Raw genomic sequence first — 21,115 nt, 5'->3', positions numbered from 1 at the left:
TATCCTCGGAATGGAAGAAATTATGTGCGATTCCACACAGTTTCATCCTCAAGTGGTTGGTCCAGGTGAAACTCTGTTTTAGTCTGACTCTCGTGTCGTTTCGGCGTTTATATATGGCGTAGTTGCATACATGACGATGGTGGTCGTTAAGGAAATCAAGGGAACATAACGATAATGGTCAAATCTCAACCGAGCCTGAGATATATCTGGCGGACAATTCCCGCGTTGGCGATGGCACTTGCGCTATCTGCTTGTACAAATACAGGATCTCATCAAGCACAAACTGATCGTTCTGCAATAAATGATAAAGACAGTCTTTTATTGCAGGCCTCTCAGGACGAATTTGAAGCCATGGTGCGTAACCTGGACGTCAAATCCAAACTGATGGATCAATATGCCAGTTGGAAAGGTGTGCGTTAACGTTTAGGCGGTTACAGCCGTAAAGGCATTGATTGTTCTGCCTTTGTACAGCGTACCTTCCGTGAACAGTTTGGCATGGATATGCCGTGTTCGACTTATGAACAGCAGGAAACAGGCACCCAGGTGCAACGTAGCAAACTTCGCCCCGGCGATTTGGTACTGTTACGTGCGGGTTCTACCGGTCGTCACGTTCGCATCTATATCGGTAATAACCAGTTTGTTCATGCCTCCACCCGTGCGGGTGTGATGATTTCCAGCATGGATGAAGTGTACTGGAACAAACGTTATCAAGAAGGCCGTCGCGTCATTAGCAAAAGTGCAACCAGTTAATGGCCTAACCAGTTAGTCACATTTCCATTGATGTGCAAAACGAAACGAAAACAGAGCGCCGCTTAACCCGCGGCGTTTTTTTTGTTATTCACCTTGCATGCACCAACCTCCCCGCTCCATGCTGAATGCCCCATTTGATGAAAAGCTGCTCAACCCTCTGATATAAAGTAGGTTACTCATAACTTTCATGGTAAAAAGGAACGAGCTTGCCTATTGCCCATAGGCGGCAACATCGATTTGACCTATATTCAAATGAAAATCACCGCAACTTTGGTCTGATGCAAGATAATTGCACGGCTTTGCAGGAGAAACACAGCGCAATGCTAAAACGTGTGGCCACTCTGGCTTTGCTCGGTTTGCTTTGTTGGGGAGCCTTTGCCGATACCGTCCAGCAGAACACCTCGTTCGCCTTGTTGGGAGAGCCTAAATACCCCGAGGGATTCACGCATTTTGGTTACGTCAACCCTGACGCACCCAAAGGGGGGAGCATCACGCTCAGCGCGCTGGGAACCTATGATAACTTTAACCGTTTCGCGTTACGCGGCGTGGCGGCTGAGCGTACCGAACGCCTGTACGATACGCTGTTTACCTCATCCGATGATGAACCGGGCAGCTTTTATCCGCTGATTGCACTGTATGCGCGCCATGCTGACGATTTCCGTTGGATGGAAGTGGAACTGAATCCAAAAGCCACGTTTCACGACGGCTCACCGATTTTAGCCTCTGACGTAGCCTTCACCTTCACGATGTTTATGACGCAAGGGGTTCCGCAATTCCGGGTGGTATACAAGGGTGTCACGGTAACCGCTATCGGCCCGCTCACCGTGCGACTGGAAATGCCTGAGCCGGATAAAGAACGGCTGCTAGGGCTGCTAACATTGCCCGTTATGCCTGAGAGTTTCTGGAAAAATCACAGTCTTGCCGATCCGCTGTCCTATCCCCCACCGGCCAGTGGCCCCTACCGCATCACGTCCTACCGCACCGGCCAGTACGTTACCTATAAACGGGTACAAGATTACTGGGGTGCCAATCTGCCGGTGAACCGCGGTTTGAATAATTTCGACCAAATACGTTACGACTACTACCTGGATGACAGTGTCGCGCTGGAAGCGTTTAAGGCAGGCGCTTTCGATCTGCGTGCTGAAGGGTCACCCAAGCACTGGGCAACACAGTATCAGGGCGGTAACTTCGCGCGGGGTTATATCGTCAAGCGCGATCGGGCGAATCAGGCGGCACAGGATACCCGCTGGCTGGTGTTCAATATTGAGCGTCCACTGTTTCAGGATCGCCGCATCCGACAAGCCATTGGGCTTAATTTTGATTTTAACTGGATGAACAAAGCGTTCTATTACAACGCCTATCAGCGCGTCAACAGCCTGTTCCAAAACACAGAATATGCCGCGCAAGGAACTCCCAGCCCAGAGGAATTGAAATGGCTGGAGCCGCTCAGGGACAAAATACCGCCCGAGGTGTTTGGCCCCAGCTTTCAACCGCCAGAAAGTGATGGCAGCGGCTACGATCGCGCCCATTGGCAACAAGCCTTGCAACTGCTTGAGGACGCCGGCTGGGAATTAAAAAACCAGACGTTGGTCAACCGCAAAACCGGGGAGCCTTTTAGTTTCGAGTTATTGCTTCCCAGCGCTGCAAACGTGCAGTACGTACTGCCGTTCCAGCAAAATCTCAAACGATTGGGTATAGACATGAAGCTGCGCCTAATTGACAGCGGGCAGTTTACCAATCGTCTGCGTGCCCGCGATTTTGATATGCTCGCCCGCCTTTACCCAGCAAGAATCTATCCGGATGGCAACCTGAAATTTGGCTGGCATACGAAATACCTCGATTCAACCTATAACACGGCGGGTGTGAGCGATCCGGCCATCGATGCACTTATAGAGCAAATCGATGCGCATCAGGGCAATAAGGCGGAATTGCTGACATTAGGCCGCGCGCTGGATCGGGTGGTGACGTGGAATCAATTTATGATCCCCATGTGGTATTCCAATCACGATCGCTACGCTTACTGGGATAAATTCGCCATGCCAGAAACCCGCCCAACTTATAAGTTAGGGCTGGATAGCTGGTGGTACGATGCACAGCGGGCGCAATCATTGCCGCCCGAACGCCGTTAAGGAGCCATGGTGGGAACCTATTTACTACGCCGACTTTTGCTGGTGATCCCCACGCTGTGGGCCATTATTACCATTAACTTTTTTATTGTGCAGATAGCCCCAGGTGGGCCGGTTGATCAGGCCATTGCCGCCATCGAAATTGGTCAGGGCAGCGGGTTTGGTGCCGGTGGCGGTATGGATGGCGCGATGGCGCGCAGCGGCGGTGGTACACTGACCGTGGAAAATGCCTACCGTGGCGCTCGCGGGCTGGACCCTGAAGTGATTGCCGAAATCACCAAACGCTACGGGTTTGATAAGCCGATTCACGAACGCTATTTCACGCTGCTGTGGAACTATGCCCGATTGGATTTTGGCGATAGCCTGTTTCGTGGCTCCTCGGTGATGGAGCTTATCAAGCAGAGTATGCCCGTTTCTATAACGCTGGGATTATGGAGTACGTTGATCATTTATCTGGTCTCAATCCCACTTGGCATCAAAAAGGCTGTAAGAAGCGGCACACCGTTTGATACCTGGAGCAGCACCCTGATTATTGTCGGCTACGCTATCCCGGCATTCTTGTTTGCCATCCTGCTGATTGTGCTGTTTGCCGGCGGCAGCTATCTTGATTGGTTCCCACTGCGTGGGCTGGTATCGAGTAACTTCGACCCCCTGCCCTGGTACAGCAAAATCACCGATTACCTGTGGCACATCACGCTACCCGTACTGGCAACGGTGATTGGCGGCTTTGCCACGCTAACCATGCTGACCAAAAACTCGTTTTTGGACGAGATTCGCAAACAATACGTTGTCACCGCGCGTGCCAAAGGCCTGGATGAAAACAGCATTCTGTACCGCCATGTCTTCCGCAACGCCATGCTGCTGGTGATTGCCGGGTTCCCGGCGACCTTTATCAGCATGTTTTTCACCGGTTCGCTGCTGATTGAAGTGATGTTCTCACTCAACGGGCTGGGTCTGTTGGGCTATGATGCCACACTGCAACGCGACTACCCGGTGATGTTTGGTACGCTCTATATCTTCACTTTGATTGGTCTGCTGCTGAATATTGTCAGCGATATGACCTATACCCTGGTCGATCCGCGTATTGATTTTGAGGGGCGCCAATGAGTCGAATCAGCCCAATAAATCTGGCGCGCTGGGCCCGTTTCCGTGCCAATCGTCGTGGCTACTGGTCACTGTGGATCTTTCTGGTGTTGTTTACCCTCAGCCTGTTCGCCGAACTGCTGGCCAATGACAAACCGCTGCTGGTGCGCTATGACAACCGTTTTTATGCGCCGTTGCTGGTGAATTACCCTGAAACCACCTTCGGCGGCCAGTTTGCCACCACCACGGATTTTCGCGACCCCTACGTGGCAGCTCGTATCGCACAACACGGCTGGAGTATCTGGCCGCCGATCCGTTATCGCTACGATACCATTAACTATGCCACCACCCAGTCATTCCCCTCCCCGCCCTCTGGACAGAATTGGCTCGGCACCGACAGTCAGGGGAAAGATGTGGTAGCGCAAGTGCTATACGGTTTTCGCATTTCCCTGCTGTTTGGGCTTTCACTAACCCTGTTCTCCAGCCTGATTGGCATTGTGGTCGGCGCAACGCAGGGTTACTACGGTGGCAAGCTCGATTTATGGGGACAGCGCTTTATCGAAGTCTGGTCGGGCATGCCGACCCTGTTCCTGATTATTTTGCTGTCCAGCGTTATCCAACCTGATTTCTGGTGGCTACTGGGCATCACTATCCTGTTTGGCTGGATGAGTCTGGTGAACGTAGTACGCGCCGAATTTCTGCGGACCCGTAATTTCGACTACATCCGTGCGGCGCAGGCCATGGGGGTAAGCGATCGTGTGATCATGATGCGCAGTATGCTGCCTAACGCCATGGTCGCGACGTTAACCTTTCTGCCGTTTATTTTTTGCAGCTCAATCACGACCCTGACATCGCTCGATTTTCTGGGTTTTGGGCTTCCGGTCGGTTCGCCGTCACTGGGGGCACTGCTGCTGGAGGGCAAGAACAACCTTCAGGCTCCCTGGCTCGGCATTACCGTATTTCTGGTGTTGGCAACCCTGTTGTCGTTACTGATTTTTATTGGCGAAGCGGTGCGCGACGCTTTTGATCCCAGCAAGGCACATTGATATGAACCCAACTCCGCTGTTACAGATTCAGGATCTCAGCATCGCGTTTCGCCAGGGTGAGCAGGTGCATCAGGTGGTGGATTCGGTATCCCTCAACGTTGAGCGCGGTGAAACGCTGGCGCTGGTGGGCGAATCCGGCTCGGGCAAGAGCGTCACGGCACTGTCGTTACTGCGCCTGCTACCTTCTCCGCCGGTTATCTATCCTAAAGGCGATATCCTGTTTGACGGCGAATCGCTGCTGCATGCGCCAGAAACACGATTACGCGAACTGCGCGGCAACCGTATAGCGATGATCTTTCAGGAACCGATGGTGTCACTGAACCCGCTGCACAGCATTGAAAAGCAATTGATAGAGGTGTTGACATTGCACCGCGCAATGACACGGGACGTTGCGCGCGGAGAAGTGCTTATCTGTTTGGATCGCGTTGGCATACGGCAGGCGCAAACGCGCCTGAAAGACTTTCCTCATCAACTGTCGGGTGGTGAACGCCAGCGGGTGATGATCGCGATGGCTCTGCTGATGCAGCCAGATTTATTGATTGCCGATGAACCAACCACCGCGCTGGATGTCACCGTGCAGGCACAAATTCTCACCTTGTTACGTGAACTTAAACAGGAGTTTGGCATGAGCCTGCTGTTTATCACGCATAACCTGAATATCGTCAAGCAACTGGCTGACAAGGTGGCTGTGATGCAGGGTGGACGCTGCGTAGAACAAAATCGTTGCCTCGATCTGTTTACCGCGCCGCAGCACAGCTACACCCGGCAACTGTTGGATGCCGAACCCTCCGGTTCCGCCCTGCCTCTGCCTGACGATACGCCGACGCTGCTACGCGTAGAAAATCTCTCGATTTCATTTCCCATCAAACGTGGGCTGTTGCGCCGTACCATAGCAGAAAAAAACGTGGTCAATGGGTTGAATTTCGCCTTACGCCGTGGCGAAAGCCTGGGACTGGTGGGCGAATCCGGTTCAGGGAAAAGTACCACCGGGCTGGCACTGTTACGACTCATCGCCTCACGCGGTAACATCGTGTTTGATGAACATCCGCTGCATCAATTTAATCGCCGCCAAATGTTACCGCTGCGTAGCCAGATCCAGGTGGTGTTCCAGGATCCCAATTCATCGTTGAATCCACGGCGCACCGCGCTGCAAATTATCGAAGAAGGGCTGGAAGTGCACCAGAAGATGAGTACCTCAGATCGCGAACAGCGGGTTATCGAGGTGATGCGCGAAGTCGGGCTTAACCCCGAATTTCGTCACCGCTATCCGTCGGAATTCTCCGGCGGCCAGCGGCAGCGCATTGCTATCGCCAGAGCGCTAATACTGGAACCCGCACTGCTGATCCTTGACGAACCCACGTCGTCACTGGACAGAACCGTCCAGGCGCAGATCCTGACATTATTGAAAACGTTGCAGCAAAAACGCCATCTGGCCTATCTGTTCATTAGCCATGACTTACAGGTGGTGCGCGCGTTGTGCCATCAGGTTATCGTGCTGCGTCAAGGCGAGGTGGTAGAACAGGGGCGTTGTGAACAGGTTTTTTCAGCGCCACAGAGCGCCTATACACAGGAACTGCTGCGCATGGCTACCCTGTAGAGGCACAACACGCCATGTCATGGGGCATAGCGTTTAAAACGGATAGAGCGCGCTCAGGGGCTCTGCGATAGCAACGCCCACATTTTTAAGACAACACAATGCCGTGCTTTCATCATCTCGGTGCAAAAACAGACACGGTTCCCCTTCCCATTCCAACACCGCACAATCAATCTGAATTTCAGCCAGCGACTGGTTCAACTGACGTAAAATAACCCATGCCATTTCGCCGTCGTGGCTTAATAATTTGAAGCCAATCAGGTTGTTGTCCTCATCTCGTCCCCGCAGGGGAATACCGTTCAGCGGAATCGGTTCCACCTTGATACCGGCAAAACCCGATAGCCAACGATAACTTTGCTGCAAACGATGCACTACCGAAAGTTGGAGAGTGTCCACTGTTACTTTCCCTCAGGTATGATGATGGTGAACAAACGCAATGACATTGGCGTCAAAGAAAGAACGTTTACTCTCAGTGCTCTGATAAGACGGCACTGCTGAATGAGCATTTCTACAAGAATCCGCGTTGCAATAGTCATAAGTCACCCTTCTTAGCGAATGGACATGATTGCAATACTGATTAATGCCACGTTGATCACATTTTAAGATTTTTATAGGTTGCCCTATATTTAACGCTTTCCCTGCAATATCTCAACCCCTTTTATTTACATTGTTCACTTTTAAATCATACATTTTACATTTATAGACAACATTCCAAAAAAAGACAATGTGATATCGATAACACTTGACCGTGATTAAAAAGAGAAGATCAAAATAATGGCGTCCGACCTGGGGGTCAGCAAACAGAGGCTTCCGTTCGCCGCATCACTGCGGCAAACGGAAAAGCGAGGTGGAATCAGCGGGCGCGGGCGGAGTAACCATAAAGCAGAAAGGCGGCAACGGAGCAGAGTGACATGGAGGCGATCATTGGCAAGGCGCTGGTAAAACTCACCAGCGACAGCAGGCTTCCGACCAGTGCGCCCATGCCGAAGCGGAGCGTGCCAGCCAGCGAGGATGCAGTGCCTGCCATATGCGGAAAATAATCCAGTATCACGGCCATGGCATTTGACATCACCATCGCGATACAACCGACATAGATAGCGACCCCCAACACCAACGGCAAAAAGCCCAGATCCAACGCGTAGATAGCCACCAGCGCGATACCGACAGCGAACTGTATCAGTAACCCGATGCGAAACATCTGGTTCGCCCCCAAGCGGCGCACCACACGGCTATTGGTGTAGGTGGTCAGGAACAGGAAGACCACGTTCAGGGCAAAGTAATAGCCGAAACGCTGCGGAGACACACCGTAGAGATCGATATAAACAAAAGGGCCGGCGCTTAAAAAAGAGAACATGCCAGAAAACGAAAACCCGCTTGCCACCATGTAGCTAAAAACCTTTTTGTGACGAAACAGCGAGGCGAAATTACCAGCGGTGGTACGAAAATGAAACGGCTGGCGTTTCTCTACCGGCAACGACTCTTTAACAAAACGCATCACTAGCACCGAGGCAATCAGTGACAGCCCGGGCAGCGTCCAGAAAATCGCATGCCAGCTAAACCACAGCAGCAACACACCGCCCAACATCGGTGCCAACAGCGGTGCGACAGTCATGACCAGCATCACAAATGACATCATGCGCGAAAATTCATCTTTGGCGAAGGTGTAACGCATCAGCGCATTAATCACCACCGCAGACGCAGCCGCAGACAAGCCGTGCAGCATGCGAAGCACGGTAAGCTGCTCAATGGTTTGCGCCAGCGCGCAGGCCACGCCAGCCAACATAAAGACCAGCGTCCCCCCGAGTATCACGGGTTTACGTCCCAGGCTGTCCGCCATCGGGCCGTAGAATAACTGACCGATAGCAAACCCCATAATGTAAGCGCTTAACGTCATCTGCACCTGGCCCGGCTCTACTCCGAACTCTTTGGCAATCACCGGCAGCGCCGGCAGCGCCGGCAGGTACATATCGATGGCAAACGGTGTCAGCATCGACAACAAGCCAAGAATAAAAATCAAGCCACGATGTGATGGCGCTTTACCCACTGCATGTCTCCCAGCAACTTGCCCGCAAAATAAAAAAATTCACCGCAGCGGCAGGCCTCCACCACGGTGACGGTTTACATAGCGTGATGGCCGGTTTGGCGGCACATCGTGTTTACCTCAGAGGGATGACAAGCACATGACACATACTGAGTGAGCATGGCGCAAGTCGGCTCAACGCGGCATAACGCTGGCCACTTCCTCTTCCGTCAGTGTGCGATACTCGCCCGGCTCAAGCGTATCATCCAGCGCAATGCCACCAATACGCTCGCGGTGTAACTCAACCACCCGGTTGCCCACGGCGGCAAACATACGTTTAATCTGGTGGTAGCGTCCTTCCCCAATGGTTAACCGGACTTGGTGATCGTCCAGTTTTTCCAGTTGCGCGGGTTTGGTCAGCGATTTTTCGCCGTGCAATCGCACCCCCTGCTCAAACAGGTGTGCGGTATCCTCCGCCAGCGGCAGCTCCAACGTCACCAGGTAGATTTTTTCACAGTGGTGCTTGGGCGACGTGATGCGATGCGACCATTGCCCATCGTCGGTCAGCAATACCAGCCCGGTAGTGTCAATATCCAGTCGCCCGGCGGCATGCAGTTTGTGCGCAACCGGTTCATCGATAAAATAGAGGATGGTCGGGTGATCCGGATCTTCCGTTGAACACACGTACCCCTGCGGTTTGTTAAGCATAAAGTAACGTGGGCCATTCTGCTGCACCAGCGCATTGCCATCGAATGCCACCTGATGGTCAGGTACCAACTTGAATGCACCGCTTTTAACCACTTCACCGTCTACAGTAACGCGCTGCGCACGCAGTTCCCGCGCCACCAATGCGCGGCTGATCCCGAGTTGCTGGGATAAAAATTTGTCCAATCGCATGAGAAAATCAAGTGCCTGTCTGGGTTAAGGAAGGAAAATCATGCCGTAGTATAGCGAGTGATAGCGATTGCTCCTAGGCTGTGTCCCTTAATTGCTTGAGCTATAGTATCCATCTGTTTCTAAGACACTTTGGATTATGGCTCGCTACGATCTTTCTGATGAAGCATGGGCAATCATTGAGCCCTTGTTACCAACCGTTTTGACATCTCCGCAGGCAGGCCGGCCATGGGCAGAACATCGCAAAATCCTCAACGGCATGTTCTGGATACTGTGTTCAGGTGCCCCATGGAGTGATTTACCTGAACGTTACGGCCCATGGAAAACCGTTTATAACCGTTTCAATAGATGGTCAAAGTCTGGAGTTATTAACATTATTTTTAATAAGTTACTTTCATTTCTTGATGCTCATGGACTTGTTGACTGGTCAGCCACTGCGCTGGATGGCAGCAATATCCGTGCGCTCAAATGTGCGGCTGGCGCTCAAAAAAACATCCCGATATTACCAACGATAACAGCCTGGGTCGCTCACGAGGTGGTTATGGCACCAAAATCCACATGGCGACTGACGGAAGCGGCATCCCGCTAAATATCGTACTGAGTGCTGGGCAGGCTCACGAAAGCCTGTTCGCGTTACGACTCCTGGACGGCATTGGCGTGCAACGGCAGAACGGTAGCATGAAGCGTCGTGGTCATGCGGTACTGGCTGACAAAGCCTACTCTGGCAATGCACTCCGTAACGAGTTGAAAAGAAAAGGGATAAGAGCGGTTATTTCCCGAAAATCAAATGAAAAACTGGCTTCAGATGCACGCTCACAACTTTATCGTGATGCTTATCGCCGTCGCAACGTTGTAGAAAGATGTTTTGGCCGTTTAAAGGAATATAGACGGATTGCCACACGTTATAGCTAAACGACTTAATTTTGATTACATTATTTAAATGAGCTATTCAATTGATTTTAGACGTAAAGTGATATCTACACGGAAAAACGAAGGGTTGAGTATCCGAGAAACAGCGAAGCAATTTCGGATTGGCCCTGCCTCTGTATCGCGTTGGATTAATCAAATAGAGTCAAAAGCATCGACCACGCGTCAGCGAAAGATCGATAAATCCGAGTTGATAAAAGATGTTGAACAATATCCAGATGCTTACCAAAAAGAACGTGCAGAGCGTTTTGGCGTTTGTCAGAAGGCCATTTGGCAAGCGCTTAAAAAGCTGGGATTGACCTATAAAAAAAACTCTACGTCATCCGAAAGCCGACGAAAACGCCCGGCAGGGATTTCAACAAAAAAAACAACAGTATGAAAAAGAAGGTAAACCTATTGTTTTTATTGATGAAAGTGGTTTTTTACACGATGCCCCACGGACTCACGGCTATTCCCCAAAAGGTCAACGGTGTTTTGGCCTGAAGAACTGGGGAGCTAGGGGAAGAACAAATGTTATCGGCGCTTTATTAGGCACAACGCTGTTTGCTATCGGATTATTTGATATCAATATTAACAGCGATGTTTTCTATGCCTGGGTCACACAAGTCCTTATCCCAGTACTCCCTAAAAACAGTGTAATCATGATGGACAATGCCACTTTTCACAAAAAACATAATATTCAACAAGTCATCATCGATGCAGGGTATATGGTGGAGTATTTGCCTACATATTCGCCAGATCTTAACCCAATTGAGCATAAATGGGCACAAGCAAAAAGCAAAAAAAGAGAGATGGGTTGCGATACAGAGAGTTTGTTCTCAGTCCATATGGTGTAATCAAAATTAAGTCGCTTGGCTATATTTGATTTGTCGTTCTAACAAAATACATTCTCTGTAAATGCATTCTAACTAAAGAAGATGTAAATCAAACGGTTAAATTATTCAACAAAGCCCGTACTTTCCCCAATTGGGTCGCTGCTTTTTCGACCTCTTTTTGGGCCAATTCACGTAATGTAACCAGCGGTGACTGCGTTTTCATCTGTCCTCCTACTCGCTACGGGGAAAAATGACATTTAAAGCCTGACAAGCGGCTTCATAACCACTGCGTTCAAACATGCCCTGCTGCAAAAAATCCTGAAGCTGTGGGTAGAGGCGAATGGCCTGGTCGAGCGTCGGATCGCTGCCCGGAGCGTAAGCCCCCACGTTTATCAAGTCCCGGTTACGTTGGTAACTGGAGAGTAACTGCTTAAACAGCCGCACGGAGGCGTAGTGCTTTTCATCAATGAGCGCGGTCATGGCTGTCGATGGATGGTTGTATGACGAAGTCACCGCTGGCAGGCTCAAAAAAACAGGACGGAATCCCACAGACCGGGGGAAACAGGGTGTAAAGCGTAGCCTGATGACCGATGCGAACGGGCTTCCCCTCTCTCTGTTTGTCTCAGGGGCAAATACCCACGACATAAAGCTGGTTGCTGATACTCTCGACGCCCTTCAGACGGGCAGACGCGGCAGAAAGCTCCGCCTCTGTCTGGACAAAGGCTATGAGGCCGGATGGCTGGAGGCCTGTCTGAAAAGTCGTCGTTACGAACCTCATATCCAGTCAAGGAAAGAGGAGTCGGAAGCCATCAAAAACACGGATTTTAAAGCTCACCGCTGGGTAGTGGAGAGAACGCACAGCTGGATGAATCGCTTTCGTCGAGTTCTGACTCGCTGGGAGAAGAAAGTCGAAAATTATGAGGCGATGCTGCATTTTACCTGCGGCATCATTGTCTGGAATAAAATCCTATTGGGATGGTTTCTTAATACCTTGTACCGCACCCTTTTCGCCACCGGATTGACCGCCCTCTCCACTGGAGCAATCGCGGAAAATGTAACAAATGAAACGTTTGTTGTTACCGCTACCCAGACAAAACACACCACGCTCAGCGCACCAGCCAGCGTTTCGGTCGTCACCCGTGCCGAACTGGAAAAGATGTCGGTTAACGACGTTTCTGATGCTGTCAGAAAACTGCCCGGTATCAGCATTAATCCTTCAACTACCTACGGCCGCAAAGAGATCAAAATCCGTGGCATGAAATCCGACTATACGCTGTTGCTGCTCAATGGCCGACGCATCAACTCGCGTGAAGCGCTCGCCAGCAACATGGGTAACGATTTCGACCTCTCCACGATCCCCGTCTCCGCGATCGATCGCATTGAAGTCATTCGCGGCCCGATGTCATCCCTGTATGGCGCCGATGCGCTGGGCGGCGTCGTCAACGTGATCCTGCGTCAGCCGGGTGAAACGGCAGCGGGTGAGATAGGTTACGGTTTTGAAGCACCCACGGAAGGCGATGGCGGCGGACATATAGCTAAGCGACATTATTTTGATAACAGCCAGCTATGCTTCTTTGCCACATATCAGGGCATCGGCTGTAATCATTTTTAAGTCGGTTGGCTATAATCTTCTAAGCGGCTATCTCAGCGGCCCGCTGTTGGACAATAAACTGCTCGGCAGCGTGATCGTTGACGGGGGAAAACGTGATGCCTGGCGCACCAATCAATCCGTCAACGGCTTTGTTGAATAATTTAAGATACTGATTTATATAAGCATTATAAAATTTCAACGACTAATTTTTCCTCTCGGAATGCTTTTTATTGTGCTAACTATTTGATTTGTCGTTCTAACAAAATACATTCTCTGTAAATGCATTCTAACTAAAGAAGATGTAAATCAAACGGTTAAATTATTCAACAAAGCCTCCGTCAACCCCAACTCGGATGCACTGGAAGCCCGCGATACGTTCAATAAGCGTGTTGCTTAATAGTGAAATAAGGGTGTTTCGGTGATTGAAGTAAATTTTACGCTGTTCTGAGATGGAAATTCCAAAGACCGGCGCTAAGGAGTAAGAAGGTATCATCAATAAAGGGTCTACGATTCCGTAAAATTTGGGTCATGCAACCGAGGCGCTTGATACCCGCGATGGCGTGTTCAACTGTAATACGGATGCCCGAGATTATTTTATTTTCTTGTTTTTGTTCAGGCGATAAAGGTCTTTTTCGAGTTCCTTTTTTTGGGATTTGTGTATTAGGATGCTGTTTATCTATACCTTGAAAACCGGTATCTGCCCAGATGGTTACCTCAGGAGGAATATGGCGAATTATATCGACTTTATCGAGTAAGCGTTTATCGTGACGGCGCCCATTTTTGCTCATGGGGATAAATCCAATTTGCCTTGTTTCGTCAGTCATAATAAGCCCTTTTCGAGTGGTCTGTCTTTTCTTTCCCGAATACATTTTTTTTCGCCGACGCAGATTCTTAGGCTTTTGGACAGGTCGCTCTGTCCCATCAATAAAGACGTCTTTAACTCCAGGAAAGGCGCGAAAAAATTCCTCAGCAGAGCGAATTTGACGAGCGGGCAAAACACATTCTCGCCCCAAGGTCATCTCTAAAACCGGCAATAATATTTTTACCCAGCGACATACCCGTGTTCTATCTAAACCAAAAAGAAGTCCTTGCAAATCATAGGTCGGATAACATTTTAAATACAATAAAATAAAAAGCAGTTTATCTAATGGGGTTGGGATAAATCCTTTCTGCCCTGCACCCATCTGCCGCTCGTGATCTTTTCGATTCTTTTTCCGATAAATCAAATAACAAGCTGAAAATTCAGCGGCTAAATTTTTCAATTCTTCGACTGATAATCCAATGATTGCTTTACATAAACGATTATCTCGTAACAACCGCTCTTTGTTGATCATTTCAAACCTTTATTCTCTAAGTTAAACCTCTTTTTATTCTCAATAGCCTGACAAAAAATGCAAGTCTCTATTCAGCAACTAGTTTAATGCACTGACCAATCTGACTTGGCTTATCGATGACCGGCAAAGTATTGAATTCGACACCACTTACGCAAAAGACGATCGTGATGTGCTGTGGAATAACTACGGCGCATCGGCATGCAATATTCAAAAAATGGAACGCATTGGCTTTGGCCTGACACATAATGGCAGCTGGGAGTATGTCGATACGCGCTTGCGCTACTACTTCGAAAGCGTCGATTTGATGGATAACTCACAGCTCAACAACGGCAAAGCCTACATTACTCAGGACAATAAAACCCTGGATGGGCAAATCTCCGGCTACTTAGGCGATCACTTGATGACGGCTGGCGGTGAGTATCGGAACACCGAATTACAACACAGCCTGAACTTGCAAAATGGCAACGTGGCGGTAAGCCAGAAAGCGTTTTTCTTGCAGGATGAATTTAAACTCGGGGATCTGGCACTGACGTTTGGCGGTCGTGTCGACTCGCACGAAATTTACGGCACAGAATTTAGCCCACGTGCCTATGCCACCTACAGCCTCAGCGATATAGCTAAACGACTTAATTTTGATTACATTATTTAAATGAGCTATTCAATTGATTTTAGACGTAAAGTGATATCTACACGGAAAAACGAAGGGTTGAGTATCCGAGAAACAGCGAAGCAATTTCGGATTGGCCCTGCCTCTGTATCGCGTTGGATTAATCAAATAGAGTCAAAAGCATCGACCACGCGTCAGCGAAAGATCGATAAATCCGAGTTGATAAAAGATGTTGAACAATATCCAGATGCTTACCAAAAAGAACGTGCAGAGCGTTTTGGCGTTTGTCAGAAGGCCATTTGGCAAGCGCTTAAAAAGCTGGGATTGACCTATAAAAAAAACTCTACGTCATCCGAAAGCCGACGAAAACGCCCGGCAGGGATTTCAACAAAAAAAACAACAGTATGAAAAAGAAGGTAAACCTATTGTTTTTATTGATGAAAGTGGTTTTTCACACGATACCCCACGGACTCACGGCTATTCCCCAAAAGGTCAACGGTGTTTTGGCCTGAAGAACTGGGGAGCTAGGGGAAGAACAAATGTTATCGGCGCTTTATTAGGCACAACGCTGTTTGCTATCGGATTATTTGATATCAATATTAACAGCGATGTTTTCTATGCCTGGGTCACACAAGTCCTTATCCCAGTACTCCCTAAAAACAGTGTAATCATGATGGACAATGCCACTTTTCACAAAAAACATAATATTCAACAAGTCATCATCGATGCAGGGTATATGGTGGAGTATTTGCCTACATATTCGCCAGATCTTAACCCAATTGAGCATAAATGGGCACAAGCAAAAAGCAAAAAAAGAGAGATGGGTTGCGATACAGAGAGTTTGTTCTCAGTCCATATGGTGTAATCAAAATTAAGTCGCTTGGCTATAACTGGGTGGTCAAAGGGGGCGTAAACAAAGCATTCAAAGCACCGACCATCGCGCAATTTAACCCAGGCTATGCCGTTGCCGCCTGTCGAGGAAAATGCCAAACGGTAGGGAACCCTGACCTGAAGGCAGAGACCGCTGTCAGCTATGAGTTGGGCACTGCCTATGAAGCTGAGCATTACGGTGCGGGCCTAACCCTGTTCAATAACGACATCAAGGATATGATTCAGGTTCAAACCTGGGACCGTGTCGCGACACAGCTCACCTATGAAAATGTGGATAAAGCACGCATCCGGGGCATTGAAACCTCCGTATGGGTCGATCTGACTGAAAACCTAAATTGGGCCACCAATTGGACCATCGTCGATGCGGAAGATCGCAGCACCAAAATGCGCCTGAAACAGACGCCAAGTGCTGGACAACCTTGCTACGTCGCTCTCCTATCAATACACGGGTAATCAGTATCTGCTCGACAAGCAGTCGAAGAAAACCCGAGGGTTCAATACCGTCGATCTGGGCGCGACCTATACGCCAATTAAACACGTTGATCTGAAATTGGGTGTCACCAATATCACTAATGAAAAGCGCGATTATGTGGCTACCGCTAATGACTATTTCCTGTCAGGTCGGACAATTTATGGCGGTATCAGCTATAAATTCTAAATGAATGTTATCAACGCGCACAGCATAATTTGTACTAGCTCAGACCTTATCTGACAGTTATCGGTTATTTATACAGGTGTCTGTCAGATTACATCCGGTTCAGATCCTTTTCTGCCCAGACCCGTTTTCCATCAAGTAACGTTGCCATTGGCGTTCGCCCGCAGCACATTTTTCCCTGATGAGTTCGCTCATTATTGTAATGCCACAACCAGTTGTCCAGATCTGCCTGCAGGCTCTCCAGGTCCCCATATAACTTCTTGCGGAACGTAACCTGATAAAAATCCTGCAAAATCGTTTTATGGAAGCGCTCGCAGATGCCGTTCGTCTGCGGAGACATCGCCTTCGTTTTTGTATGGTCGATATCGTTGATGGCCAGATACAGCTGGTAATCATGCTGCTCCACCTTACCACAGTACTCCGTTCCCCTGTCGGTCAGTATTCTCAGCATCGGCAGTACCTGAGCCTCGTAGAACGGCAGTACGCGATCATTTAGCAGGTCGGCGGCAGTGATCGGCGTTTTACTCGTATAAAGCTTGCAGTGTGCCACTTTCGAGTACGTATCCACGAACGTCTGCTGGTAGATACGGCCCACCCCTTTCAGATTGCCAACGTAGAAGGTGTCCTGCGACCCGAGATAAGCCGGATGAGCCGTCTCGATTTCGCCGCTGGCCTCATCATCATGCGCCTTTTTCTCCAGCGCTGCGATTTGGACATCGGTAAGCACGATGCCTTCTCTGGCAACTTTTTCCTCAAGCGCCTTCAGGCGTTTACGGAAGTTCTCCAGATCGTGCCGTTGCCAGATGGACCGCACGCCGCTGCCGGAGATAAATACGCCTTTTTTACGCAGCTCATTACTGGTCCGGTGCTGCCCGTGGGCCGGGAACTCAACGGCATATTCAACAACCGCGCGTTCAGTGGCTTCGTCGGCGCGGTTCTTCAGGTTGGGAACGGCTTTGTTGAATAATTTAACGTTTTGATTTACAAATTCTTTAGGTGGGATGCATGTACAGAAAATGTATTTTGTTAGAGCGATAAATCAAATAGTTAGCACAATAAAAAGCATTACGGTAGTAAAATTTAGTCGTTAAAATTTTATAATACCCATTTAAATCAGTATTTTAAATTATTCAACAAAGCCGTTGGGAACCCGGCGGTTCTGGTTAACCAGTGCATCGATGCCACCTTCAGCAGCCAGTTCCTGATAACGGTAAAACGTGTCGCGCGACACGCCCATGATCTTGCAGGCTTTTGATACGTTACCAAGTTCTTCGGCGAGATTGAGCAGGCCGGCTTTGTGTTTGATGATGGGATTGTTAGTATGAAGCATGAGAGTTACCTTGCGTTTTGTTTAAGGATTAGACACCCATATCAAAACCGGTAACTCTCAACCTTTCAAGGTCATGTGTCAGATCAAGTCGCGACTAATACATTTAAATGTTGGAGCGGGAAACGAGACTCGAACTCGCGGCCCCGACCTTGGCAAGGTCGTGCTCTACCAACTGAGCTATTCCCGCATCATGCTACAAATAGTAGGCATCATGACACTGTAGAAAATCGATAGACATTTTTACTCGGTTAGCATTGGCCACCAACCTGTCTATGGCGAGCATTTTACTGACCTACCCTGACCAGTCAATAAAATTATCCCTTAACGCTCATCAATTGCTGTTTTTTACGACGCAGAGGTCAGTAATCCAGCAAATCACGCCACGCGGCACTCAAATACTGGAACATGGACCAAAAGGTCAACACAGCGGCGATATAGAGCGCAATAATGCCCGCACCTTCGACCATACGCTCAGGGCGCCAGAGAAGTCCAACCAACGCCAGCATTTGCGCCGTTGTTTTCACCTTACCCACCCAAGAAACCGCGACGTGACTACGTTTGCCAATCTCAGCCATCCATTCGCGCAGGGCGGAGATAATGATTTCTCGCGCAATCATCGTGGCGGCTGGCAAGGTTATCCACCACGCATGGTAATGCTCTGCTACCAGCACCAGCGCCACCGCAACCATCACCTTGTCAGCAACAGGATCGAGAAAGGCGCCAAAGCGCGTGGTTTGCTTCAAACGACGCGCCAGAAAACCATCAAACCAGTCAGTCACCGCCGCGACCACAAAAATAAAGGCGCACAGCAGCGGTGCCCAATTAAAAGGGAGATAAAACGCCAGCACAAAGAATGGAATAAGGGCAACGCGAAACAGAGTTAGCAATGTTGGTATGTTCAATTGCATAGGGATTGGCTACTTTGGCTGGTATCGGTTGGTGGATATGTTGCTACATTGTCCCTAGTGTTTCAATGCATGAAAGATTTTTTCTGCCAATGCATGTGAAATTCCTGGCACATTCGCAATATCATCAATGCTGGCATTTAACAGTGGCTGCATTCCTCCCAGGTATTTCAGCAGAATTTGCCGACGTTTTGGGCCCACCCCTTCAATCAGTTCCAGCGAACTGGTGTTTTTTACTTTTGCCCGTTTTTTGCGGTGCCCGGCGATAGCGTGGTCATGCGAGTCATCGCGAATATGTTGAATAACGTGCAACGCTGGCGAATCCGCGGGTAAGGCGAACCCTTCCCCGGTCGCCTCGAAAAACAGCGTTTCCAATCCCGCCTTGCGCTCTGTCCCCTTGGCAACGCCAAGCAGCAGCGGTTTGCGTTTATCCCACGACACATCCAGCTCATCGAACACCGCGAGCGCCTGCCCCAATTGCCCCTTTCCGCCATCGATAACAATCACGTCGGGAATTTTGCTCTCTTCTAACGCTTTACCATAGCGACGTTTCAGAACCTGATTCATGGCCGCGTAGTCATCCCCCGGCGTGATGCCAGTGATATTGTAACGGCGATACTCCGAACGCAGCGGCCCATTGGCATCAAACACCACGCAGGACGCTACCGTCTGCTCCCCCATGGTATGGCTGATATCAAAACACTCCATCCGCCCGATGTTTTCCAGATGAAGTACATCCGCTAATGCCTTTAAGCGCTGGTGGATAGTGGACTGCTGCGAGAGTTTGGTGACCAATGCCGTGGCCGCATTGGTGAGTGCCAGTTTCAAATAGCCGGCGCGATCGCCGCGCGGTTTGGTTTGGATATGAATACGTCGCCCCGCGACCTCAGACAGCGATTCTGCCAATACCTCTTTCTCTGGCAACGCAAAATCCAACAAGATTTCGCTAGGCAGCGTGCGCGACAAACTGCCTTGCAGATAGAATTGCCCGACAAACGTCTGAACCACTTCCGCCAGTTCCGTTCCGGCCGGTATTTTGGGGAAATAGCTGCGGCTTCCCAGCACTTTGCCTTGACGAATAAAGAGCACATGCACACAGGCCATACCGGCATCGAAGGAAACGCCTATCACATCCAGATCTTCGCCATCGCCCGAAACAAATTGCTTTTCGGTGACGCTACGCACCGCTTGAATCTGATCGCGAATACGAGCCGCCTCTTCAAAATCCAACTGGCGGCTAGCGGCTTCCATACGCGCCACCAGTTGATTGAGCACCTGCTGATCTTTGCCTGAGAGAAAAAGCCGCACATATTCTAGCTGCTGACGGTAGCTTTCTTCACTGACCAACCCGGTAACACAGGGGCCAAGGCAGCGCCCAATCTGATACTGGAGACAAGGCCGCGAACGGTTTCGATACACGCTGTTTTCACACTGGCGAATAGGGAAAAGCTTTTGCAGCAGCACCAATGTTTCACGCACGGCATTGCCGTTTGGAAAGGGGCCAAAATACTCCCCTTTGGCGTGCTTTGCACCGCGATGGACGGCTAACCGTGGGTGCGTATCGCCGCTGAGAAAGATCATCGGATACGATTTATCATCACGCAGCAATACGTTATAGCGCGGCTGATAAAGCTTGATATAGTTGTGTTCAAGCAGCAGCGCTTCGGTTTCGGTATGGGTAATGGTGACATCAATCTGGTGAATAGCCTTCACCAGCGCTTCCGTCTTACGGCTGGCAACATTGCTGCGGAAGTAGCTTGCGAGGCGCTTTTTTAGATCTTTTGCTTTCCCGACATAGATGACCGTGTTGCTCTCATCATACATGCGGTATACACCAGGCTGGCTGGTGACGGTTTTCAAAAATGCGGGGGAATCGAAATGTTCACTCACTGCTTAACCTTCGCTCACTGCCTGTTATTCACTGCTCATGGACGGCTCCGCGTTAAACAATCCGTGGCGGATAGCCAAATGAGTCAACTCAACATCACCACTCACATTCAGTTTGCTAAACATGCGGTAACGGTAACTGTTTACGGTTTTCGGACTCAGGCTTAACCGTTCGGAAATTTCCGTGACCTTTTGCCCCTGAGTGATCATCATCATAATTTGTAATTCAGAGACTGTAAAATAATCTGTGTAAATGGCATTTTGAGGAAAACCTTCAAAGGATAACAAAATGCCTATCAGCAACGAACTTATTGACCAACTGCTTCAAGATTAAACTAGTTGCTGAATAGAGATTTGCATTTTTTGTCAGGCTATTGAGAATAAAAAGAGGTTTAACTTAGAGAATAAAGGTTTGAAATGATCAACAAAGAGCGGTTGTTACGAGATAATCGTTTATGTAAAGCAATCATTGGATTATCAGTCGAAGAATTGAAAAATTTAGCCGCTGAATTTTCAGCTTGTTATTTGATTTATCGGAAAAAGAATCGAAAAGATCACGAGCGGCAGATGGGTGCAGGGGGCTTTGTTGAATAATTTAACCGTTTGATTTACATCTTCTTTAGTTAGAATGCATTTACAGAGAATGTATTTTGTTAGAAC

18 protein-coding genes, 1 tRNA gene and 8 pseudogenes are annotated in these 21,115 nt (G+C 49.3%); 16 read left to right on the top strand and 11 right to left on the bottom strand.

The window, feature by feature from the left end; all coding sequences use genetic code 11:
- The first annotated feature begins 174 nt into the window (after nucleotides 1-174).
- The 5 genes and pseudogenes from mepS (at nucleotide 175) to yejF (ending at nucleotide 6,602) form a co-directional block, all read left to right on the top strand.
- Nucleotides 175-750: pseudogene (gene mepS, locus ACQGXV_RS26935) on the top strand (bifunctional murein DD-endopeptidase/murein LD-carboxypeptidase).
- Between the two features lie 320 nt (nucleotides 751-1,070).
- The gene (locus ACQGXV_RS26930) at nucleotides 1,071-2,879 is read left to right on the top strand and encodes an extracellular solute-binding protein (protein ID WP_440867633.1); all 1,809 of its coding nucleotides are present in this window, start codon (nucleotides 1,071-1,073) and stop codon (nucleotides 2,877-2,879) included.
- Nucleotides 2,880-2,888: 9 nt separating this feature from the next.
- Entirely contained in the window at nucleotides 2,889-3,983 is a 1,095-nt protein-coding gene (locus tag ACQGXV_RS26925; protein WP_440867632.1) for a microcin C ABC transporter permease YejB, read from the top strand.
- Entirely contained in the window at nucleotides 3,980-5,005 is a 1,026-nt protein-coding gene (locus ACQGXV_RS26920; protein ID WP_440863730.1) for an ABC transporter permease, read from the top strand. The genes ACQGXV_RS26925 and ACQGXV_RS26920 overlap by 4 nt, the downstream gene beginning before the upstream one ends.
- A 1-nt stretch (nucleotide 5,006) precedes the next feature.
- A complete protein-coding gene (gene yejF, locus ACQGXV_RS26915; protein ID WP_440863729.1) occupies nucleotides 5,007-6,602 on the top strand; it encodes a microcin C ABC transporter ATP-binding protein YejF in 1,596 nt (531 codons plus the stop codon).
- 33 nt (nucleotides 6,603-6,635) lie between these two features.
- On the opposite strand, the gene ACQGXV_RS26910 is transcribed toward yejF, so the two are convergent.
- The 3 genes from ACQGXV_RS26910 to rsuA form a co-directional block, all read right to left on the bottom strand.
- Complete coding sequence (locus ACQGXV_RS26910) at nucleotides 6,636-6,995, bottom strand: YejG family protein (protein WP_440863728.1); 360 nt, start codon at nucleotides 6,993-6,995, stop codon at nucleotides 6,636-6,638.
- 457 nt (nucleotides 6,996-7,452) lie between these two features.
- Nucleotides 7,453-8,643 (bottom strand): Bcr/CflA family multidrug efflux MFS transporter, encoded by a 1,191-nt coding sequence (locus ACQGXV_RS26905; RefSeq protein WP_440863727.1) that lies wholly within the window; start codon nucleotides 8,641-8,643, stop codon nucleotides 7,453-7,455.
- Between the two features lie 171 nt (nucleotides 8,644-8,814).
- On the bottom strand, nucleotides 8,815-9,516 hold the full coding sequence (gene rsuA / locus ACQGXV_RS26900) for a 16S rRNA pseudouridine(516) synthase RsuA (protein WP_440863726.1): 702 nt from the start codon (nucleotides 9,514-9,516) through the stop codon (nucleotides 8,815-8,817).
- Between the two features lie 136 nt (nucleotides 9,517-9,652).
- Here rsuA and ACQGXV_RS26895 point away from each other — a divergent pair.
- The 3 genes and pseudogenes from ACQGXV_RS26895 to ACQGXV_RS26885 all read left to right on the top strand — a co-directional run.
- A pseudogene (locus ACQGXV_RS26895) lies at nucleotides 9,653-10,419 on the top strand (IS5 family transposase); the annotation flags it as partial.
- A 34-nt stretch (nucleotides 10,420-10,453) separates the two neighbouring features.
- Entirely contained in the window at nucleotides 10,454-10,819 is a 366-nt protein-coding gene (locus tag ACQGXV_RS26890; protein ID WP_440862584.1) for an IS630 transposase-related protein, read from the top strand.
- On the top strand, nucleotides 10,743-11,276 hold the full coding sequence (locus tag ACQGXV_RS26885) for an IS630 family transposase (protein WP_440867631.1): 534 nt from the start codon (nucleotides 10,743-10,745) through the stop codon (nucleotides 11,274-11,276). Before ACQGXV_RS26890 ends, ACQGXV_RS26885 begins: the two co-directional genes overlap by 77 nt.
- A 100-nt stretch (nucleotides 11,277-11,376) precedes the next feature.
- On the opposite strand, the pseudogene fliJ reads toward ACQGXV_RS26885, so the two are convergent.
- A pseudogene (fliJ, locus tag ACQGXV_RS26880) lies at nucleotides 11,377-11,478 on the bottom strand (flagellar export protein FliJ); the annotation flags it as partial.
- Between the two features lie 8 nt (nucleotides 11,479-11,486).
- Nucleotides 11,487-11,744 (bottom strand): annotated as a pseudogene (gene fliI, locus ACQGXV_RS26875) (flagellum-specific ATP synthase FliI); the annotation flags it as partial.
- Between fliI and ACQGXV_RS26870 the strand changes: the two are divergent.
- Both ACQGXV_RS26870 and ACQGXV_RS26865 read left to right on the top strand, forming a co-directional pair.
- Nucleotides 11,732-12,231, top strand: a pseudogene (locus ACQGXV_RS26870) (IS5 family transposase); the annotation flags it as partial. The pseudogenes fliI and ACQGXV_RS26870 sit on opposite strands and share 13 nt — an antisense overlap.
- Nucleotides 12,205-12,991: pseudogene (locus tag ACQGXV_RS26865) on the top strand (TonB-dependent receptor plug domain-containing protein); the annotation flags it as partial. The pseudogenes ACQGXV_RS26870 and ACQGXV_RS26865, both read left to right, overlap by 27 nt.
- A gap of 289 nt (nucleotides 12,992-13,280) precedes the next feature.
- On the opposite strand, the gene ACQGXV_RS26860 reads toward ACQGXV_RS26865, so the two are convergent.
- A complete protein-coding gene (locus ACQGXV_RS26860) occupies nucleotides 13,281-14,180 on the bottom strand; it encodes a transposase family protein (RefSeq protein WP_440862939.1) in 900 nt (299 codons plus the stop codon).
- Between the two features lie 169 nt (nucleotides 14,181-14,349).
- On the opposite strand from ACQGXV_RS26860, the gene ACQGXV_RS26855 reads away from it, so the two are divergent.
- The 5 genes from ACQGXV_RS26855 to ACQGXV_RS26835 are packed head-to-tail and all read left to right on the top strand — an operon-like array spanning nucleotide 14,350 to nucleotide 16,336.
- A complete protein-coding gene (locus ACQGXV_RS26855; protein WP_440863725.1) occupies nucleotides 14,350-14,829 on the top strand; it encodes a TonB-dependent receptor domain-containing protein in 480 nt (159 codons plus the stop codon).
- On the top strand, nucleotides 14,830-15,195 hold the full coding sequence (locus ACQGXV_RS26850) for an IS630 transposase-related protein (RefSeq protein ID WP_440862584.1): 366 nt from the start codon (nucleotides 14,830-14,832) through the stop codon (nucleotides 15,193-15,195).
- Nucleotides 15,119-15,652 carry an IS630 family transposase gene (locus tag ACQGXV_RS26845; protein WP_440867179.1) on the top strand — a complete coding sequence of 178 codons (534 nt, stop codon included), beginning with the start codon at nucleotides 15,119-15,121 and terminating at the stop codon, nucleotides 15,650-15,652. The genes ACQGXV_RS26850 and ACQGXV_RS26845 overlap by 77 nt, the downstream gene beginning before the upstream one ends.
- Nucleotides 15,613-16,131 (top strand): TonB-dependent receptor domain-containing protein, encoded by a 519-nt coding sequence (locus tag ACQGXV_RS26840; RefSeq protein WP_440863724.1) that lies wholly within the window; start codon nucleotides 15,613-15,615, stop codon nucleotides 16,129-16,131. Before ACQGXV_RS26845 ends, ACQGXV_RS26840 begins: the two co-directional genes overlap by 40 nt.
- Complete coding sequence (locus ACQGXV_RS26835; RefSeq protein WP_440863723.1) at nucleotides 16,085-16,336, top strand: hypothetical protein; 252 nt, start codon at nucleotides 16,085-16,087, stop codon at nucleotides 16,334-16,336. The genes ACQGXV_RS26840 and ACQGXV_RS26835 overlap by 47 nt, the downstream gene beginning before the upstream one ends.
- Nucleotides 16,337-16,424: 88 nt before the next feature.
- Here the strand turns inward: ACQGXV_RS26835 and ACQGXV_RS26830 are convergent.
- The 5 genes and pseudogenes from ACQGXV_RS26830 to ACQGXV_RS26810 form a co-directional block, all read right to left on the bottom strand.
- Nucleotides 16,425-17,663, bottom strand: a pseudogene (locus ACQGXV_RS26830) (IS481 family transposase).
- A 111-nt stretch (nucleotides 17,664-17,774) separates the two neighbouring features.
- A tRNA-Gly gene (locus tag ACQGXV_RS26825) sits at nucleotides 17,775-17,850 on the bottom strand.
- A 172-nt stretch (nucleotides 17,851-18,022) separates the two neighbouring features.
- A complete protein-coding gene (pgsA, locus tag ACQGXV_RS26820) occupies nucleotides 18,023-18,571 on the bottom strand; it encodes a CDP-diacylglycerol--glycerol-3-phosphate 3-phosphatidyltransferase (RefSeq protein ID WP_440863722.1) in 549 nt (182 codons plus the stop codon).
- A 54-nt stretch (nucleotides 18,572-18,625) separates the two neighbouring features.
- Nucleotides 18,626-20,458 carry an excinuclease ABC subunit UvrC gene (gene uvrC, locus ACQGXV_RS26815; RefSeq protein WP_440863721.1) on the bottom strand — a complete coding sequence of 611 codons (1,833 nt, stop codon included), beginning with the start codon at nucleotides 20,456-20,458 and terminating at the stop codon, nucleotides 18,626-18,628.
- 24 nt (nucleotides 20,459-20,482) lie between these two features.
- Nucleotides 20,483-20,683: pseudogene (locus ACQGXV_RS26810) on the bottom strand (LuxR C-terminal-related transcriptional regulator); the annotation flags it as partial.
- A 189-nt stretch (nucleotides 20,684-20,872) separates the two neighbouring features.
- Between ACQGXV_RS26810 and ACQGXV_RS26805 the strand changes: the two are divergent.
- Nucleotides 20,873-21,049 carry a hypothetical protein gene (locus ACQGXV_RS26805; protein WP_440863720.1) on the top strand — a complete coding sequence of 59 codons (177 nt, stop codon included), beginning with the start codon at nucleotides 20,873-20,875 and terminating at the stop codon, nucleotides 21,047-21,049.
- The last annotated feature ends 66 nt before the right edge of the window (nucleotides 21,050-21,115 follow it).

Source organism: Symbiopectobacterium purcellii (genome assembly GCF_052050035.1).
GTDB classification, from domain to species: Bacteria; Pseudomonadota; Gammaproteobacteria; order Enterobacterales; family Enterobacteriaceae; genus Symbiopectobacterium; species Symbiopectobacterium purcellii_A.
This window is presented reverse-complemented; position numbering and strand designations above follow the sequence as displayed.

Coding starts and splice junctions, on each gene's coding strand:
- ACQGXV_RS26930 (WP_440867633.1), top strand. CDS start 1,071: ATGCTAAAACGTGTGGCCACTCTGGCTTTGCTCGGTTTGCTTTGTTGG.
- ACQGXV_RS26920 (WP_440863730.1), top strand. CDS start 3,980: ATGAGTCGAATCAGCCCAATAAATCTGGCGCGCTGGGCCCGTTTCCGT.
- yejF (WP_440863729.1), top strand. CDS start 5,007: ATGAACCCAACTCCGCTGTTACAGATTCAGGATCTCAGCATCGCGTTT.
- rsuA (WP_440863726.1), bottom strand. CDS start 9,516: ATGCGATTGGACAAATTTTTATCCCAGCAACTCGGGATCAGCCGCGCA.
- ACQGXV_RS26890 (WP_440862584.1), top strand. CDS start 10,454: ATGAGCTATTCAATTGATTTTAGACGTAAAGTGATATCTACACGGAAA.
- ACQGXV_RS26860 (WP_440862939.1), bottom strand. CDS start 14,180: ATGATCAACAAAGAGCGGTTGTTACGAGATAATCGTTTATGTAAAGCA.
- ACQGXV_RS26850 (WP_440862584.1), top strand. CDS start 14,830: ATGAGCTATTCAATTGATTTTAGACGTAAAGTGATATCTACACGGAAA.
- pgsA (WP_440863722.1), bottom strand. CDS start 18,571: ATGCAATTGAACATACCAACATTGCTAACTCTGTTTCGCGTTGCCCTT.
- ACQGXV_RS26805 (WP_440863720.1), top strand. CDS start 20,873: ATGATCAACAAAGAGCGGTTGTTACGAGATAATCGTTTATGTAAAGCA.